General features: G+C 63.7%; 14 protein-coding genes. 8 read left to right on the forward strand and 6 right to left on the reverse strand.

All coding sequences use genetic code 11. From position 1 onward, the window contains the following. The first annotated feature begins 116 nt into the window (after positions 1–116). Positions 117–926, forward strand: coding sequence for a ZIP family metal transporter (locus tag ABDB81_RS01355; RefSeq protein WP_202126689.1), 810 nt, complete (start codon positions 117–119; stop codon positions 924–926). A 30-nt stretch (positions 927–956) separates the two neighbouring features. Here the strand turns inward: ABDB81_RS01355 and ABDB81_RS01360 are convergent, their stop codons facing one another. The 3 genes from ABDB81_RS01360 to ABDB81_RS01370 form a co-directional block, all read right to left on the reverse strand. Further along, positions 957–1,823 carry a sulfurtransferase gene (locus tag ABDB81_RS01360; protein ID WP_346809460.1) on the reverse strand — a complete coding sequence of 289 codons (867 nt, stop codon included), beginning with the start codon at positions 1,821–1,823 and terminating at the stop codon, positions 957–959. A 55-nt stretch (positions 1,824–1,878) separates the two neighbouring features. Further along, entirely contained in the window at positions 1,879–2,802 is a 924-nt protein-coding gene (locus ABDB81_RS01365) for a DMT family transporter (protein ID WP_137925745.1), read from the reverse strand. A 172-nt stretch (positions 2,803–2,974) separates the two neighbouring features. Next, entirely contained in the window at positions 2,975–4,081 is a 1,107-nt protein-coding gene (locus tag ABDB81_RS01370; protein ID WP_137925746.1) for an aromatic ring-hydroxylating dioxygenase subunit alpha, read from the reverse strand. Between the two features lie 433 nt (positions 4,082–4,514). Here ABDB81_RS01370 and ABDB81_RS01375 point away from each other — a divergent pair, with 433 nt between their 5' ends. From ABDB81_RS01375 to folE2, 4 genes are all read left to right on the forward strand, one after another. Beyond that, positions 4,515–4,826 carry an exodeoxyribonuclease VII small subunit gene (locus ABDB81_RS01375; RefSeq protein ID WP_137925747.1) on the forward strand — a complete coding sequence of 104 codons (312 nt, stop codon included), beginning with the start codon at positions 4,515–4,517 and terminating at the stop codon, positions 4,824–4,826. Continuing rightward, positions 4,823–5,707 (forward strand): farnesyl diphosphate synthase, encoded by an 885-nt coding sequence (locus ABDB81_RS01380; protein ID WP_137925748.1) that lies wholly within the window; start codon positions 4,823–4,825, stop codon positions 5,705–5,707. The genes ABDB81_RS01375 and ABDB81_RS01380 overlap by 4 nt, the downstream gene beginning before the upstream one ends. A gap of 45 nt (positions 5,708–5,752) precedes the next feature. Beyond that, on the forward strand, positions 5,753–7,672 hold the full coding sequence (gene dxs, locus ABDB81_RS01385; protein ID WP_137925749.1) for a 1-deoxy-D-xylulose-5-phosphate synthase: 1,920 nt from the start codon (positions 5,753–5,755) through the stop codon (positions 7,670–7,672). 331 nt (positions 7,673–8,003) lie between these two features. Further along, a complete protein-coding gene (gene folE2 / locus ABDB81_RS01390) occupies positions 8,004–8,807 on the forward strand; it encodes a GTP cyclohydrolase FolE2 (protein ID WP_137925750.1) in 804 nt (267 codons plus the stop codon). Positions 8,808–8,871: 64 nt separating this feature from the next. Here folE2 and ABDB81_RS01395 read toward each other — a convergent pair whose 3' ends face one another. After that, entirely contained in the window at positions 8,872–10,899 is a 2,028-nt protein-coding gene (locus ABDB81_RS01395; RefSeq protein ID WP_346809462.1) for an alkaline phosphatase D family protein, read from the reverse strand. Positions 10,900–11,016: 117 nt separating this feature from the next. Further along, complete coding sequence (tsaD, locus tag ABDB81_RS01400) at positions 11,017–12,045, reverse strand: tRNA (adenosine(37)-N6)-threonylcarbamoyltransferase complex transferase subunit TsaD (RefSeq protein WP_137925752.1); 1,029 nt, start codon at positions 12,043–12,045, stop codon at positions 11,017–11,019. Positions 12,046–12,195: 150 nt separating this feature from the next. Between tsaD and ABDB81_RS01405 the strand changes: the two genes are divergently transcribed. The 3 genes from ABDB81_RS01405 (at position 12,196) to dnaG (ending at position 15,992) form a co-directional block, all read left to right on the forward strand. Next, positions 12,196–13,425, forward strand: coding sequence for an NAD(P)/FAD-dependent oxidoreductase (locus tag ABDB81_RS01405; protein WP_346809464.1), 1,230 nt, complete (start codon positions 12,196–12,198; stop codon positions 13,423–13,425). A gap of 48 nt (positions 13,426–13,473) precedes the next feature. After that, positions 13,474–13,923 (forward strand): GatB/YqeY domain-containing protein, encoded by a 450-nt coding sequence (locus ABDB81_RS01410; protein WP_137925754.1) that lies wholly within the window; start codon positions 13,474–13,476, stop codon positions 13,921–13,923. A gap of 230 nt (positions 13,924–14,153) precedes the next feature. Beyond that, the gene (dnaG, locus tag ABDB81_RS01415; protein ID WP_137925755.1) at positions 14,154–15,992 is read left to right on the forward strand and encodes a DNA primase; all 1,839 of its coding nucleotides are present in this window, start codon (positions 14,154–14,156) and stop codon (positions 15,990–15,992) included. 96 nt (positions 15,993–16,088) lie between these two features. Here the strand turns inward: dnaG and ABDB81_RS01420 are convergent, their stop codons facing one another. Beyond that, on the reverse strand, positions 16,089–16,457 hold the full coding sequence (locus ABDB81_RS01420; protein WP_137925756.1) for a hypothetical protein: 369 nt from the start codon (positions 16,455–16,457) through the stop codon (positions 16,089–16,091). Positions 16,458–16,473: the final 16 nt, after the last annotated feature.

Raw genomic sequence — 16,473 nt, forward strand, 5'->3', positions numbered from 1 at the left:
TGCCGACTCTTGCGTTTTTGCAACCATGTTGCGTTAGTGCGAGCGTTTCAGTCGGCGACGACTGCCCGGTGGTCGGGCGGGGGCCGGTCCGGGAGTTCATCATCCATTCCACGCTTTTGTACATCCTGCTGGCGGCGACCATTTCGGGCGTCGGCAGCATCCTGGGTGCGGCAGTGCTATCGCTGACCGTTGCCTCGCGCGTGGTGGAGCGCATGGTGAGTTTCTCGGTGGGGGTGCTGCTGGCCACGGCGCTGCTGCACTCGCTGCCCGAGGCGTTCGAGTCCGGCGCCGATCCGCGCGCGCTGTTCGGCACGCTGCTGGCCGGGCTGCTGGGCTTCTTCCTGCTCGAAAAGATCTCGCTGCTGCGCCATTCGCACCATCACGAAGGTGACGGCCATCACCATCACCATGGGCATGACCGCGAGGAAGCGGGTCGCAGTGGCCTGACGATCCTGGTGGGCGATACCTTCCACAACTTTGCCGATGGCATCGTGATTGCGGCCGCGTTCCTGGCCGATCCGCATATCGGACTGGTCACCGCGTTGGCGATTGCCGCTCACGAGATTCCGCAGGAAGTGGGCGACTTCATCGTGCTGCTCAATGCCGGATTCTCGAAGGCGCGCGCCTTTGCCTTCAACCTGCTGTCGAGTCTGGCCGCCGTGCTCGGCGGCGTGGTCGGCTACTTCCTGCTGGACGAGCTGTCGAGCTGGATTCCGTACGTGCTGGTGATCGCGTCGAGCAGCTTCCTCTATATCGCAGTGAGCGACCTGATGCCGCAGATGCAGCGCAAGCCACGGCTCAAGGAATCGGCGGTGCAGGTGTTGCTGGTGGCCGCCGGCATCACGGCCATCGTGTTCATCACCAATGGCGTGCACGAGCAGCACGCCCATCAGCATTCGAAACAGGAGGAAGCGGCGTCCCGGTGACGCCGCTTTTTGCCTGCAGTGGCCGGTGGATTAGCTACCGGTAGCCACCGGCCGCTTCGGGTCGGCGCACCATTCGCTCCACGATCCCGGATACAGCGCCGCATCGGTCAGGCCAGCCGCTTCCATCGCCAGCAGGTTGTGGCAGGCCGTCACGCCCGATCCACACTGCATCACGGTCTGCGCAGCAGGTTTGCCGCCGAAAACTTCTTCGAACTCGGCGCGCAACTGATCGGCTGGCTTGAACCGGCCATCGGCGGCCAGATTGTCCTTGAAGAAGCGATTGGCTGCGCCAGGGATGTGACCACCCACAGGATCGAGCGTCTCGTTCTCGCCGCGGAAGCGATCCGGTGCGCGGGCATCGACCACGAGCAGGGCAGGTTGATCGAGATTGGCGAGCAGGGCATTGGCGTCGGCAGTGCGCACCAGCGATGGCCGGCGCGTCAGGTTGCCACCCGTTTCCGGATCGGGCGTCGCGCCGGGTTCGAGCGGCAGTCCCGCCGCCACCCAGGCGGCCTTGCCGCCATCGAGCACGGCTACGGCACCGTGACCCACCCAGCGCATCAGCCACCACAGCCGCGCGGCGTACATCGCCCCATGGGCGTCGTAGGCCACGACCAGCGTATCGTCATCCACGCCCAGCGCGCGCAACCGGTTCACAAGCAGTTCGGCGTCGGGCAGCGGATGGCGGCCATTGACGCCGGTCTTCGGGCCGGACAGTTCGTTGTCGAGGTGGAGATAGAAGGCGCCCGGCAGGTGGCCCTGCTGGTAGATCTCGCGGCCCGCAGCCGGATTGGTCAGGTCGAACGAGCAGTCAATGATGACGGTCCGGCGGCCTTCGGAGCGAAGTTGCTGCAGTTCGGTAGCGGTGATCAGCGGTGATGGCGTGGAAGATGGCATGGACAGCGGTCTCTCTCGTTGAGCGAATCGCCGTCAATGCTACACCGCTCAGGGATCAAACCTCGGGGTGGACCTCGGCTTCCGGGGACTTCACCGGCGTGGCCGGCGTGGGATGCTCGTCCGTATCGCGCGCCCGTGTCAGCGTGGTGGCGATGCCACTGCCGACAATCAGCGCCATCCCCAGCCACGACACCCAGTTAAGCTTGTCGTTCCAGACGAGGATGCCCCAGAGGCTGGAGAACACGATGCCTGCGTATTGCAGGTTTGCGGTCAGCAGCGTATTGCCGCGCTTGTAGGCGCGCGTCATCGATGTCTGGCCCAGCGTGGCAAGAATACCGATCGCCAGCAGCATGCCGGCGCCGCGCCAAGTCATCGGACTGACCCCCGAATACAACATCCAGACCAGTCCGCAGGCCAGCCCGACCGCCGAGAAATAAAACACGATCCGGCCTTCGGGCTCGCCGAGCTGGCCGAGCTGGCGCACTTCCACATACGCCAGCGCCGTGAACACGCCCGAGATCAGGCCGATCATGCCGCCCGCGAGCTGGTTGTGGCCGACGACGGAAGGCTGCAACAGGCAGATCACACCGCCGAACGACATCAGGATGGCGCCGATCAGTTTCTTGTCGGCGGTTCGGCCCGTGCCAGCCAGCGCCGCCCCAGCACCGATGATCAGCGCGATCCAGACCGGCGACATGTAGTTCAGCGTCATCGCCGTGGCCAGCGGCAGCATCGTGATCGAGGTGAACCAGAGCAGCAGCGCGGTCACGCCGAACAGGCTGCGCTTGATGTGCGTGACCATGTGGGGCGTACGTACCGATATGCCTTGCGAGCGCAGCATGATCCACATGATCGTCACGCCGATCAGGCTGCGGTAGAAGACGATCTCGCCCGTGGTGTAGTAGTCCGACGCCAGCTTGACGCCCACCCCCATCAACGAGAAAGCGAAGGCGGCGAACAGCATCCAGAGCGATTGCATGGCGAGGGGCGGTAACGGGTGAAGCGGGTTGAAGCCGCATGGCATGGCGCCGGGCGGGAAATTCGTTGTATCGGCAACGATTGCGAATGGCGATTGTAACAGTCGGAAGAGGTCGGCTCCAAAGCAAAACGGACCGTTTTCACGGTCCGTTTCGGGGTTACCACAGTGGCGCCTAGCGCTTCTGATAGTCCATGGCGCGGCGATACCACTCGTGGAAATGCTGCATGCCGTCTTCCATTGGCGACTGGTAAGGTCCGGTCTCGCTGACGCCGCGCTTCATGAGTGCGAGGCGGCCGGCGTCCATGCGCTCGGCAATCTCGTCGTCCTCGATGCACGTCTCCATATAGGCGGCGCGCTCAGCCTCTACGAACTCGCGCTCGAACAGCACGATTTCCTCGGGGTAGTAAAACTCCACCACATTGCGCGTCTTGCGCGGCCCGAGCGGGTGCAGCGTCGAGATGCAGAGCACGTTCGGATACCACTCCACCATGATGTTGGGGTAATAGGTCAGCCAGATCGCGCCATGCTTGGGCAGCTTGCCGTTGTTGAAGCGCAACACTTCCTCGTGCCACTTCTGATACGTCATGCTGCCCGGACGCTTCAGGCCCGCGTGCAGGCCCACGGTCTGGACGCTGTGCCATTCGCCGAACTCCCACTTGAGATCGTCGCACGACACGAAACTGCCAAGGCCTGGGTGGAACGGTACGACGTGGTAGTCCTCCAGATAGACCTCGATAAAGGTCTTCCAGTTGTAGTCGCACTCGTGAACTTCCACGTGGTCGAGCATGTAGCCTTCGAAGTTCAGGTCTTCGGCCACCCCCATGCGCGCGAGGTCCGCCCGCACATCGCGCTCGCCCTCGAACAGCATGCCGTTCCAGTTCTGGAGCGGCGAACGGTTCAGGTGGACGCAGGGTTGCTCGGCGAAATGCGGCGCGCCCAACAGGTCACCCTTGAGGTCGTAGGTCCAGCGGTGGAGCGGGCAGACGATGTTCTTCGCATTCCCGCGGCCGTTCATCATGATGGCCTGGCGATGGCGGCAGACGTTGGACAGCAGTTCGATGCCGTCCGGGTTGCGCACCAGCATGCGTCCCTCGTCCTCGGCGGCCAGCGTCTGGAAGTCGCCGGATTCCGGCACCATCAGTTCGTGGCCGACGTAGCCGGGACCCTTCTTGAACAGCAGTTCGAGTTCTTGTTGATGCAGCGCCTCGTCGAAATAGACATCCACGGGCAACTGCGAATCAGCCGGCGCAAGTTTGAGCGCGGTGCTGAGATTGGACATTATCCCCACTCCCTATGAACAGGCGAAAGCAGTGAACAACCCAACCATCGAAATATGAATCGATTTGGGAAACCGTGTCAGACGAGCAGAAACCGGTCCGGTTCCCCAATCTGCAAGACTGGAGAATGCGTGGAAAACGCAACGGGGGCGAACTCGCTGACGAGCCGGGGATTGTACCCGACCCAAAAAGTTAAGGGCCTGATTATTTGGCCTTTTTAGCGAAAAAGTCGACCCGGGTCGTCATGGAGGTGCCCTTTCGGGCGCATTCGGAATGACGACCCGGGCGCACACGTCACATGGCGGTCACGCCCGTGTCACAAGCGATTGATATGTGCGCTATCCGCACGGGGCTGTCTGCAATATGGATCAGTCTGTTCTGCGGCCTGCCCACGGTTTGGCGTAAAATCGCGAATTACCCTGATCAAGGCCTGACATGCCAAGAACGACCACAGCCCCGGCGCAGCCTCAAGAGGCAGACGAGCCGGTGGCCGCAAGCGTGCCGCCGGCTTCCTATGAGGCCGCCATGGCCGAGCTGGAAACGCTGGTGGCCAGCATGGAAAGCGGCGAACTCCCCCTGGAGGCCTCACTGACGGCATACCGTCGTGGCGCCGAACTCGTGCGCTATTGCCAGCACAGCCTGGAGCGGGTGGCCCAGCAGGTCAAGGTTCTGGAAGGTGACGCGCTGAAACCCCTGGCAGCCGAGTCACGTACCGATAACAACAGCAACGGCGCAGACTTCGAATGAGCGATTTTGCAACCTGGATGCGGGCGCAGGGCGCCCGGACCGAGGCCGCCCTGGACGCAGCACTGCCGTCCAGGGACACAATTCCACACACCCTCCATGAAGCCATGCGCTATGCTGTCCTCGGCGGTGGCAAGCGGGTTCGCCCGCTGCTGGTGCATGCGGCTGGCGAAGTGGCGGGGGCATCCCCCGAGGCTTGTGACGCTGCGGCCTGCGCCGTGGAGATGATCCACGCCTACTCGCTGGTCCACGACGACATGCCATGCATGGACGACGACGACCTGCGCCGCGGCCGTCCCACGGTCCACAAGGCCTACGACGAAGCCACGGCGCTGCTGGTGGGCGATGCCTTGCAGACGCAGGCTTTCATCGTGCTGGCCCAGACGCCGGCGCTGGGCGCCGAGGCGCGCCTGAAGCTGGTGGCCGAACTGGCGCACGCATCGGGCTCCGTGGGCATGTGCGGTGGCCAGGCCATCGACCTGCAGAACGTGGGCCTGGCGATGAGCCGCGACGCGCTGGAAGGCATGCATCGCATGAAGACCGGTGCGCTGCTGCGTGCCAGCGTGCGCATGGGCGCGTTGTGCGGAAGCATCGATCCGGACGGCCTGGCAGCGCTGGATCGTTACTCGGCAGCCGTGGGATTGGCGTTCCAGGTGGTAGACGATATTCTCGACGTCACTGCCGATACGGCCACGCTCGGCAAGACTGCCGGCAAGGATGCCGCCAATGACAAGCCGACCTATGTGTCGCTGCTTGGTCTGGATGCCGCACGCGAGCTGGCCTCCCAGCTGCGCACCGACGCCCACGAGGCGTTGGCGGGATTCGGCGCACGCGCCGGCCGGCTGGCCGAATTGGCCGACCTGATCGTGCTGCGCTCAAACTGAACTGACAAGCCGGACAAACAGAATCCGGCGGCCGAACGGACACAAATGACCTACACGCTGCTCAACAACATCGACGACCCCGCAGACCTGCGCCGCCTGGACCGGCGCCAACTCGAGACGCTGGCCGACGAACTGCGCGCCTACGTGCTCGAATCGGTCTCGCAGACCGGCGGCCACCTGTCGTCGAACCTCGGCACGGTGGAACTGACCATTGCGCTGCATTACGTCTTCGACACGCCCAGTGACCGCGTGGTCTGGGACGTGGGTCACCAGAGCTACCCCCACAAGATCCTGACCGGCCGTCGCGACCGCATGTCGACGCTGCGCCAGTACGGTGGCATCTCGGGCTTCCCGCGCCGCGCCGAAAGCGAGTACGACACCTTCGGCACCGCACACTCGTCCACTTCGATCTCGGCCGCGCTCGGCATGGCGCTCGGCGCCCGAACGCAGGGCGAGAAGCGCGTTGGCATCGCGGTGATCGGCGATGGCGCGATGACCGCCGGCATGGCTTTCGAGGCCATGAACAACGCGGGCGTCTACAAGGACCTGCCGCTGCTGGTGGTGCTGAACGACAACGACATGTCGATCTCGCCGCCGGTGGGCATGCTGAACAAGCATCTGGCGCGACTCTTGTCTGGCCAGTTCTACGCGGCCACGAAGAAGGGCATCGAAAAGGTGCTGTCCGTTGCGCCCCCCGTGCTCGAATTCGCCAAGCGTCTGGAAGAGCATGCCAAGGGCATGGTCGTACCGGCCACGCTGTTCGAGGAATTCGGCTTCGACTACATCGGCCCGATTGATGGCCACGACCTCAACTCGCTGGTGCCGACGCTGCAGAACATCCGCCAGCGCGCCCTGGAAGGCCACGGCCCGCAGTTCCTGCACGTGGTCACCAAGAAGGGCCAGGGTTACAAGCTGGCAGAGGCCGACCCGATCCTGTACCACGGCCCGGGCAAGTTCAATCCCGAGGAAGGCATCCGCCCGGCTGCCAAGCCATCGCGCAAGACCTACACGCAGATCTTCGGCGATTGGCTGTGTGACACGGCCGCTGCCGACAAGCGCCTGATCGCCGTGACGCCGGCCATGCGCGAAGGTTCGGGCATGGTCGAGTTCGAGAAGCGCTTCCCGGATCGTTACTACGATGTGGGCATTGCCGAGCAGCATGCGGTGACGTTTGCAGGCGGTCTGGCCTGCGAGGGCCTGAAGCCTGTCGTGGCGATCTACTCGACGTTCCTGCAGCGCGGCTATGACCAGCTGATTCACGACGTGGCATTGCAGAACTTGCCCGTCGTGTTCGCACTGGACCGTGCCGGCCTGGTGGGCGCCGATGGTGCCACGCATGCGGGCGCTTATGACATCCCGTTCCTGCGCTGCATTCCGAACATGATGGTGATGACGCCGTCTGACGAGAACGAGTGCCGCCAACTGCTGACCACGGCTTACCAGCAGGATTGCCCGACCGCCGTGCGCTATCCGCGCGGTGCGGGCGTGGGCGCGGCCACGCAGGCTGAACTCACGGCGCTGCCGGTGGGCAAGGGTGAGATTCGCCGCCAGGGTCAGGCACGTGCCGGCCAGCGCGTGGCGATCCTGGCGTTTGGTTCGATGCTCCAGCCGTCGCTGACGGCAGCCGAGCCGCTAGACGCCACCGTGGCGAACATGCGCTTCGTGAAGCCGCTGGATGTGGAGCTGGTCAAGCAACTGGCTGCCGACCACGACTTCCTGGTGACCGTCGAAGAGGGTGCAACGATGGGCGGTGCGGGCAGTGCGGTGCTCGAAGCGCTGGCCGAGGCCGGCGTGGAGATCCCGACGCTGGTGCTGGGCTTGCCCGACCGCTTCATCGACCATGGCGATCCCGCATTCCTGCTGTCGCAATGCGGCCTGGATGCGGCGGGTATCGAGCGCTCGGTGCGCGAGCGCTTCAAGCTGGCCGATCAACCGGTCAAGGTGGCTACCTCGCGCGTGGCGTGATGGCCTGAGCGGTCTCAGTAAGATTGAAACCGGCGCGGAAATTCCGCGCCGGTTTTGTTTTGGGCGCCGCAAACCGGCAACGCGCCGCACGGGCAGGGCATGGGCTGCTCGAAATGCGCGGAATCACGCACGCCTGCGGCGAGCCTTGCCGATATCCCGTAAAATCGCCGTTCCCATTTTGTGTTCGCAGCTGCGGGCCGGTGCATGAACCATGTACATGGACCCGTCGTTTCACACTCGTTGCGCGGCGTGGAGAATAAATCCTGCGAAAAACGCCGCGACCGTAAGGATGGCTGCCGCGCCCCGGCTGGCGTCCTGGAGGAAACCGTAGATGAATGACATCAATCCCGCCTTTGTCATGCCCGACGTGCAATCGAGCGTCGATACCCGCCAGATCGTGATCCAGCGCGTTGGCGTGAAAGGCGTGCGCTATCCGTTGACGCTGAAGACGCCGGCCGGCGCAGTGGCCACGGTTGGCACGTTCACGCTGGACGTACGCCTGCCGGCTGACCAGAAAGGCACACACATGTCGCGCTTTGTGGCATTGCTCGAAGACAACCGCGCGCCGCTGGATCTTGCAGCGTTCCGCGCGCTGCTCGACGATATGCTCGTGCGCCTGGAAGCCGACGCCGGCCGTATCGAAGTCACGTTCCCGTACTTCATCAGCAAGACCGCGCCGGTCTCGGGCGTGCAGTCTTTGCTCGATTACGAAGTCACGCTGATCGGCGAGAAACGCGATGGTCAGACCCGCCTGTTCCTGACCGCACTGGTGCCGGTGACCAGCCTGTGCCCGTGCTCGAAAAAGATCTCGCAGTACGGCGCACACAACCAGCGCTCGCATATCACCATGAAGGTGGAGCTGGCCGGCGACCTCGACGTGGAAACACTGGTACGCATGGCTGAGGAAGAAGCGTCGTGCGAACTGTGGGGCCTGCTGAAGCGCCCCGACGAGAAGTTCGTGACGGAGCGCGCCTACGAAAATCCGAAGTTCGTCGAGGACCTCGTGCGCGATATTGCGATGCGACTCAATGCCGATGCGCGCATCGTGGCGTACACGCTGGAAGCCGAGAACTTCGAGTCGATCCACAATCACAGTGCCTATGCTGTGATCGAGCGCGACAAGCGCGTCGACTGATCGCCCGCTGCTTGTTTGCTCCCCTCTCCCGCTACGCGGGAGAGGGGAGAATGCCATCAGCAGGTCAAACCACTGTCACCGCAGGCACCCCTGCCGCAACCTCCACCACCTTCACACTCTCCGTTGCCGGCAGCGCAGGCGCCACGCCGTTCGCCAGCGGCTTGAGCTTGCGGAAGCTGCAGCTCAATTTCGACGCCGTCAACGTCACCACCGCATACCCCTGCGCGTCCGTATTCACATACTTCAGCCACGGATTGAACGTCGTCAGCGTGCTGTTGAAGGTGTTGGTGACCGTGCCACTGGAGTCGGTCGTGTAGATCAGCGGCGCGGCAGCTTTGAATGCCGCATCGCTATCCACCACGCTCTTGAAGTAGCTCTGGAACGAGTTGCTCGACAGGCCAGCGGTGACAAGATCCACCATCACGGGCACCGGCGTGGTGGCGTCGTAGTCGTCCATCACCGGGCCGGCGAAGAACGCGTGGATATCGCCAGTCAGCGCCACTACATTCTTGATGCTGCCGTTCTTCAGGAAGGCCATCATGGCCTTGCGCTCGGCGTTGTAGCCATCCCACTGATCGGCGTTGAGGATGTACTTGTCCAGTAGCGCCACCGAGGGCAGGGCGGCGTTGAGCACGGGGGCGATGCCTGCGTCGAACACGCCGTTCGAGATGCCCGCATTGGTCAGCAAGTACGCCTTGAGCGAGGCATAGGCCGGCGTCGGATAGGTGCCATCGCCCTTGGCCGTGGTCAGGTCGGCCACCAGTGCGCCGATCATGCCCGTTTGCAGCGGCGCGAGCGCGCTGTTCGCCTGCACCAGGCCGCTGGCGAGCAATGCGGCGATGGCTTGCGTACCATCGATCTGCATGCGCAGCAGCGAGACCTCGTTGCCCCAGAGTTTCCACGTCGTCGAGGCACTCGCCATCTGCTGCTGCCACCACGCGCGCTGCGTATCGCCGAGGATAGACACCGGCGTCAGCGCACCACCCGCGCCGCTGATCTTGCTCGCTTCGAGTCCAGCCAACGTGGCCTTCGGCACGAAGTAGCGGCTGCCGATGCTGCTGCCGGCTGCCTGCTCGGGGATCACGTGGTCCGCGCGATAGAGGCGTTCGTCGGTCATCACCAGCGTGGCGAGATTACCGAACGTGAATGAGCGGTAGATCTGGATATTGCGGAACGACGTATCGGCCTGGTCGAAGCTGACATCGGCCGGCATGAATTCGAACCATGCCTGGCTGGCGGCGCGGCGGCGGGCCGTGCGTGGGTCGGCATCGTCGGCGGCCGTGTAGGTCTGGTGGTCCTGCCAGCAGTCGTCCGAGAATTCGTGGTCGTCCCAGATGCCGATCACCGGAAAGCGTGCATGCAGTGCCTGCAGGCGGGCATCACTGCGATACGACTTGTAGAGGTAGCGGTAATCGTCGATCGTGGTGGCGTAGGTGCCATCGGCGGTGGCGGTGCCGTTCGGCAGCGTCAGTTGCGTATGGCGGCTTTCCACCTTGCCTGTCTGGAATGCGGCGCCGACGGTCTCGTAGATGTAGTCGCCCATGTGGACGATGAAATCGAGATCCTCGCTGACCAGTTCCTCCATGCCGGCCCAGTGATTCACGCTCCAGTCCTGGCACGTGATGAAGGCGAACTTGAGCTGCGAGAGCGGCGTGCCGGCGGCCGGCGCGGTCTTGGTGCGGCCCACCGGGCTGGTCTGGCTACCGGCGATAAAGCGGTAGTAGTAGGTCGTGCCGGCCGTCAGGCCCGTGACCTTGTTGCGCAGCGTGTAGTCCCAGTCGGGCAGCGCATTGAGTGTGCTATCGACGACGAGCGTGCTGAAATCGGCGTTGGCGGATACCTGCAGCCGCACGCTGACGCTCTGGCCGGCGCCGGCACCGGCCACGCGCGTCCACAGCATGACGCTGTCGGGTTTCGGATCGCCCGAGGCCACGCCCTGATCGAACTTGTAGGAAGTGCCGGGATTGGTAACCGGCGGCGTGGTGGGGGCGGGGGTGTTGTTATCGTCGTCGCCACCGCAGCCGGCCAGGCCCGTAGTGGCCACCGTCACGGTAACGAAACTGCCCCATTTCAGGAACTTGCGGCGATCCATCTGCGTTTCCTCGTCTTTGTGGGATGTGATGCGGGAAACGCAAATTGTTCGGTGGCGATGTGACCGCCATGTGTCCGGCCCCGGGGCGGAGAGCCAGATTAGAGGGCTGCCACCAACTCAGACCGGCAGCCGAATGTCCGCCAGATCCCAGCGCGGCGTCACGCCATAGCTGTATTCGTGCTGCGCCAGTTGCGGCGCCGCCTGCAGGCGCATGGCCCCGGCAAAGGCGATCATCGCGCCGTTATCCGTGCAGAAGGCCAGGTCGGGGTAGAACACCTCCACCTTGCGGCGGCGGCCCATCTCGTCGAGACGCTCGCGCAACTGGCGGTTGGCACCTACGCCTCCGGCCACCACCAATCGCTTGTGGCCGGTCTGCTTGAGCGCGTTGAACGACTTGGCGGCCAGCACATCGACGATGGCATCGACAAACGAGCGCGCCAGGTTGGCGCGATCCTGCTCGCAGGCATTGCCCAGCTTGCGGGTCTGCGTCAGCACCGCTGTCTTGAGCCCTGCGAACGAGAAATCGAGATTGCCCGAATGGAGCATCGGGCGCGGCAGTTCGAACGAACCTGGATTGCCGAATTCGGCCAGACGAGACACTTCCGGGCCGCCCGGATAACCGAGGCCCAGCAGCTTGGCGGTCTTGTCGAACGCCTCGCCGGCGGCATCGTCGAGCGTCTCGCCGAGCAGTGCGTAGTCGCCGATCCCCTTCACTTCCATCAACTGGGTGTGGCCGCCGGAAACCAGCAGCGCCACGAACGGGAAGGGCGGCGGCGCATCGGTCAGCAGTGGCGACAGCAGGTGTCCTTCCAGGTGATGGACGCCTACCATCGGCACGCCCAGCGCAAAGCCGAGCGCATTGGCGACCGAGGCGCCCACCAGCAGCGCACCGGCAAGACCGGGGCCTTGCGTGAAGGCGATGGCGTCGATGTCCTCGCGCTTGCGTCCGGCCTCGTCCAGTACCTGCTGCAACAGCGGCAGCACGCGGCGAATATGGTCGCGCGAGGCCAGTTCGGGCACGACACCCCCGTACTCGCGGTGCATGGCGATCTGCGAGTAGAGCGCGTGCGAGAGCAGTCCGGCCTCGGTGTCGTAGAGGGCCAGCCCGGTTTCGTCGCAGGAGGATTCGATGCCGAGGACAAGCATGGGGAGATTCTGGTGCCGCCAGCCCGTTTTGGTCTGCAACTGCAGCCATTGTGCCGGCAAAAAACGGAAGGCCAGCAGGGTAGCACACCCGCACCCGACGCGCTGGCGCCGCCGCCATTCGCTACAATCGCGGCTTCTTCAAGGGATGTTATGACACAGGGCAGGAAGGAACGGTTCGATGTGGCCGTGCTGGGCGCGGGCGCGGCCGGCATGATGTGTGCCGCCGTGGCCGGGCAGCGCGGCGCGCGCGCGGTGCTGATCGACCACGCCACGCGGCTGGCCGAGAAGATCCGTATTTCAGGCGGCGGGCGCTGCAATTTCACGAATCTGCAGGCCGGGCCGGCCAACTACCTGTCGTCGAATCCCCATTTCTGCCGTTCCGCGCTGGCGCGCTATACCCCGCAGGACTTCCTGGGCCTGATTCGTCGCTACGACATCGGCTGGCATGAGAAGCATCGCGGGCAGTTGTTTTGCAACGATAGCGCCGAGGACATCATTTGCATGCTGCGCGCCGAGTGTGACGCAGGTGGCGTCCATTGGCAGACCGGCTGCACGATCGAGGAAATCCGCAAGGAAGGCGATGATTACCTGCTGTTGACGACCCAAGGCGAGGTGCGCGCTGGCGCAGTGGTGGTGGCGACGGGCGGGTTGTCGATCCCGAAGATCGGCGCGACGGACTTCGGTTACCGCATCGCCAAGCAGTTTGGACTCAAGTTGATCGAGACCCGCCCCGCACTGGTGCCGCTGACGTTCGACGGCCAGGCATGGCAGCCTTTCGTGCCACTGGCTGGGGTATCGATGGAAGTCGATATCTCCACGGGCAGCGGCAAGACAGCCGGCGCGTTCAAGGAGGATTTGCTCTGGACTCACCGAGGACTCTCCGGTCCGGCCGTGCTGCAGATTTCGAGCTACTGGCGTCCCGGCACGCACATCGAGGTAGACCTCTTCGACGGCGAGGATGCTGCAGAATGGCTGATCGGCCACAAGAAAAACAGTAAGAAGCACTTGAACAACCTGCTTGGCGAGCGCCTTCCATCCCGGCTGGCCGATGCGTGGTGTGAGGCTGTGGGCCTGCACGGCGGCCAAGGCCAATCCATTGCCGACATGCCTGACCGCGCGCTGCGCCAACTGGGCGAAGCGTTGAATCGCTGGCGCCTGCTTCCTTCAGGTACGGAAGGCTACAAGAAGGCCGAGGTCACCCTTGGGGGCGTGGATACGCGCGGACTGTCGTCGGCGACGATGATGGCGCGCGAGGTGGCAGGGCTGTACTTCATCGGTGAAGTGGTCGACGTGACCGGCTGGCTGGGCGGCTATAACTTCCAGTGGGCCTGGGCGTCAGCCGTGGCCGCCGGTGAAGCCGCTGCCGAGGCGTCCCGATAAGGTAAACTGCTCGACCGCTGTTCACTCCATATTTTCCGGAAGATTGCCATGTCCCTCAAAGCCCGCATCAACGATGACATGAAGGCCGCCATGCGTGCCCGTGAGACCGACCGCCTGGGCACGATCCGCCTGCTGCTGGCGGCGATCAAGCAACGCGAAGTCGATGAGCGTGTGGAACTGGACGATGCGGCAGTCACGGCCGTCATCGACAAGATGATCAAGCAGCGCAAGGATTCGATCAGCCAGTTCGAGCAGGCTGGCCGCGATGATCTGGTCGCAAAGGAAAAATCCGAAGTGGATGTGCTGGTGGCCTACATGCCGGCCCAGTTGTCGGAGGCCGAAGTGGCCACCGAAGTCCAGAACGCCGTGAAGGAAGCCGGCGCCACTGGCCCGCAGGATATGGGCAAGGTGATGGCCCTGGTCAAGGCACGTCTGGCCGGTCGCGCAGACATGACGGCAGTGTCTGGACTCGTCAAGGCGGCATTGGCCCCGAAGTAACCTTGAAGCGATTGACCGTCAGGTCAGTGATAAGCATGATTAGCAGTTGCGATCCGTGAGAATGCCGACGCGTTGACGGGACTTGGCGGGTGATGTCGGTAAAGACCGGCACGGCGTTGCGGCTGCACTACAATGATTCGAATCACGGCCGGGCGTCGTACCGGTCACGCATTAACTAGAACAGGCCACCGGCATACCCGGAAGGCCATGGCATCAGGACGGTCAGCCGGGTGATTCCGCAATCCTTCATTCAGGACCTGCTCAACCGCGTCGATATTATCGACGTGGTGGGTAAGTACGTGCAGTTGAAGAAGGGCGGCGCCAATTTCATGGGGCTGTGCCCGTTCCACAACGAGAAATCCCCGTCATTCACGGTGTCGCCGACCAAGCAGTTCTATCACTGCTTCGGCTGCGGCGCCCATGGATCGGCCATCGGTTTCCTGATGGAGTTCTCGGGAAGTTCTTATCCGGAAGCTGTGCGCGAACTGGCGCAATCCGTGGGCCTGTCCGTGCCCGAGGAGCGCAACAGCCTGCCGCCCGCCCAACGGGCCGAGCAACAGGCCCGCTCGGTGGCGCTCAGCGACGCGATGACGCGCGCTACGGATTTCTACAAGAAGCAGCTACGCGGTGCGCCGCAGGCCATCCAGTACCTGAAAGGGCGCGGCCTGACGGGCGAGATCGCCGCCCAGTTCGGCCTCGGCTACGCACCGGACGACTGGCAGGGGTTGGAATCCATCTTCGGCAGCTATCGGGACGACGCGATTGCCGGCCCGCTGGTCGAGAACGGTCTGCTGATCGAATCCCAGGACAAGCGGGATGCCGATGGCAAGCCCCGCCGTTACGACCGGTTTCGCGACCGGATCATGTTCCCCATCCGCAATACCAAGGGTAATGTGATCGGGTTTGGCGGCCGGGTAATGGGCCAGGGCGAGCCCAAATACCTCAACTCACCGGAAACGCCGCTCTTCAGCAAGGGAACGGAGCTTTATGGTCTGTTCGAAGCCCGTCACGCGATTCGTGAGAATGGCTACGTGCTGGTGGTGGAAGGCTATATGGACGTGGTGGCGCTGGCCCAGTTGGGCTTTGCCAATGCCGTGGCCACGCTGGGCACGGCATGTACCCCGGTCCACGTGCAGAAGCTGCTGCGCCAGACCGACGCCGTGGTGTTTTCCTTCGACGGTGATGCGGCTGGCCGCCGTGCGGCGCGACGTGCACTTGAAGCGTGCCTGCCACACCTGGCAGACAACAAGACTATCCGCTTCCTCTTCCTGCCTGCCGAGCACGACCCCGACAGCTACGTCCGCGAAGAGGGCACCGACGCCTTCGCGCGTGAAGTGCAGAACGCGATGCCGCTGTCGCGCTTCTTGCTGCAAGTGGTCACCGAGGATCAGGACATGCGCCAGCCCGAGGGTCGGGCGCGGGCGCAGTTCGAGGCCAAGCCGCTGCTCCAGGCCATGCCGGCGGGCGGCCTGCGGCTACAGATCGTGCGGGAACTTGCCGATGCTACAGGGACGACCCCTGCGGAAATCGAGGCGGTTTGTGGACTCGGCAGCGATCCGTCGCGGGTCGGCCGCTTCGCGCAACCCCGGCCGCGGGCACGGCGTCAGGCGCCAACCGGGCTGGAGCAGCGAGTAATCCAGCTACTGATGAACCATCCGGCGCTGGCCGCACAGCTCGATGGCGATGCCCGCGCGCTGCTGCTCGATCCCCATCGGCCGGAAACAGAAGTGTTGGCTCACCTCGTGGCGGCGTGCGATGGCATCGAGGGCGAAGTGAATTTCGCGGCATTCAGCGAGCAACTGGCTCAGACACCCTACGCCGATGTCTACGCCACGGCACGCGCCGCTGTGCTTAAAGAAGATATCGAAGTGGAGGCGGCGGCACTAGAATTCGAAGGCGCCATCTTCAAGCTGCTGGCCGATCCACTGGAAAGGGAGCAGAAGGCACTGGAACCCGCCGTGATGAGTGGGACAGCCGATGCCGAGACGAAGCAACGCTATCTGTGGCTGGCGGGCGAGGTGCAGCGCCGGCGCCAGATGGGATGGCGTCCCGCGACCGCGGAAAATTAAGGCAGCACAGCAGCGCGATTTTTTGGCTTGAGCCCGGCGGTACGTGGCCCCAACTATGCGAAGAATCCGGGGTCTAAACGCTTAAGCCTTGATTTATCAGGTGAAAACCCCACCTGACAGGAAGCCGGGGATTGGTGACGTGCTACAATGCCCGGTTTGGATTGCGAAATCTTTCTCTCCAGTACTGGCGAAAGTGAGCGTGCCAATGGCAAAGGCCAAAGCAACCGAAAGGGTAGCCGTTAAGGCGCCCTCCAAAGCTCCCCAATCAGGGAGCGGCAAGGCGTCCGTGAAAACAACGGCGGCGAAGACATCGACCGCGTCAGTCAGGACGACATCAGCCCGGTCTGCGCCAGCAAAAACCGTGCGAAGCGCTTCGGCGCCCGCCGGAACCGCTTCCGTCAGGAATCGCATATCCGAAAATACCAAGCCCTCGACTTCGGCACGCGAGAGCGGCAAGAGCGCCAATACAAGCGGCCTTCAG

It is taken from the genome of Cupriavidus sp. DL-D2, from assembly GCF_039710735.1.
In the GTDB taxonomy this organism is placed as follows: domain Bacteria; phylum Pseudomonadota; class Gammaproteobacteria; order Burkholderiales; family Burkholderiaceae; genus Cupriavidus.

What these genes read in the sequence shown, in the direction of transcription:
- tsaD (WP_137925752.1), bottom strand. Translation starts at nt 12,045, where the DNA reads ATGCTTGTCCTCGGCATCGAATCCTCCTGCGACGAAACCGGGCTGGCC.
- ABDB81_RS01365 (WP_137925745.1), bottom strand. Translation starts at nt 2,802, where the DNA reads ATGCAATCGCTCTGGATGCTGTTCGCCGCCTTCGCTTTCTCGTTGATG.
- ABDB81_RS01375 (WP_137925747.1), top strand. Translation starts at nt 4,515, where the DNA reads ATGCCAAGAACGACCACAGCCCCGGCGCAGCCTCAAGAGGCAGACGAG.
- ABDB81_RS01380 (WP_137925748.1), top strand. Translation starts at nt 4,823, where the DNA reads ATGAGCGATTTTGCAACCTGGATGCGGGCGCAGGGCGCCCGGACCGAG.
- ABDB81_RS01370 (WP_137925746.1), bottom strand. Translation starts at nt 4,081, where the DNA reads ATGTCCAATCTCAGCACCGCGCTCAAACTTGCGCCGGCTGATTCGCAG.
- ABDB81_RS01395 (WP_346809462.1), bottom strand. Translation starts at nt 10,899, where the DNA reads ATGGATCGCCGCAAGTTCCTGAAATGGGGCAGTTTCGTTACCGTGACG.
- folE2 (WP_137925750.1), top strand. Translation starts at nt 8,004, where the DNA reads ATGAATGACATCAATCCCGCCTTTGTCATGCCCGACGTGCAATCGAGC.
- ABDB81_RS01405 (WP_346809464.1), top strand. Translation starts at nt 12,196, where the DNA reads ATGACACAGGGCAGGAAGGAACGGTTCGATGTGGCCGTGCTGGGCGCG.
- dxs (WP_137925749.1), top strand. Translation starts at nt 5,753, where the DNA reads ATGACCTACACGCTGCTCAACAACATCGACGACCCCGCAGACCTGCGC.
- ABDB81_RS01410 (WP_137925754.1), top strand. Translation starts at nt 13,474, where the DNA reads ATGTCCCTCAAAGCCCGCATCAACGATGACATGAAGGCCGCCATGCGT.
- ABDB81_RS01360 (WP_346809460.1), bottom strand. Translation starts at nt 1,823, where the DNA reads ATGCCATCTTCCACGCCATCACCGCTGATCACCGCTACCGAACTGCAG.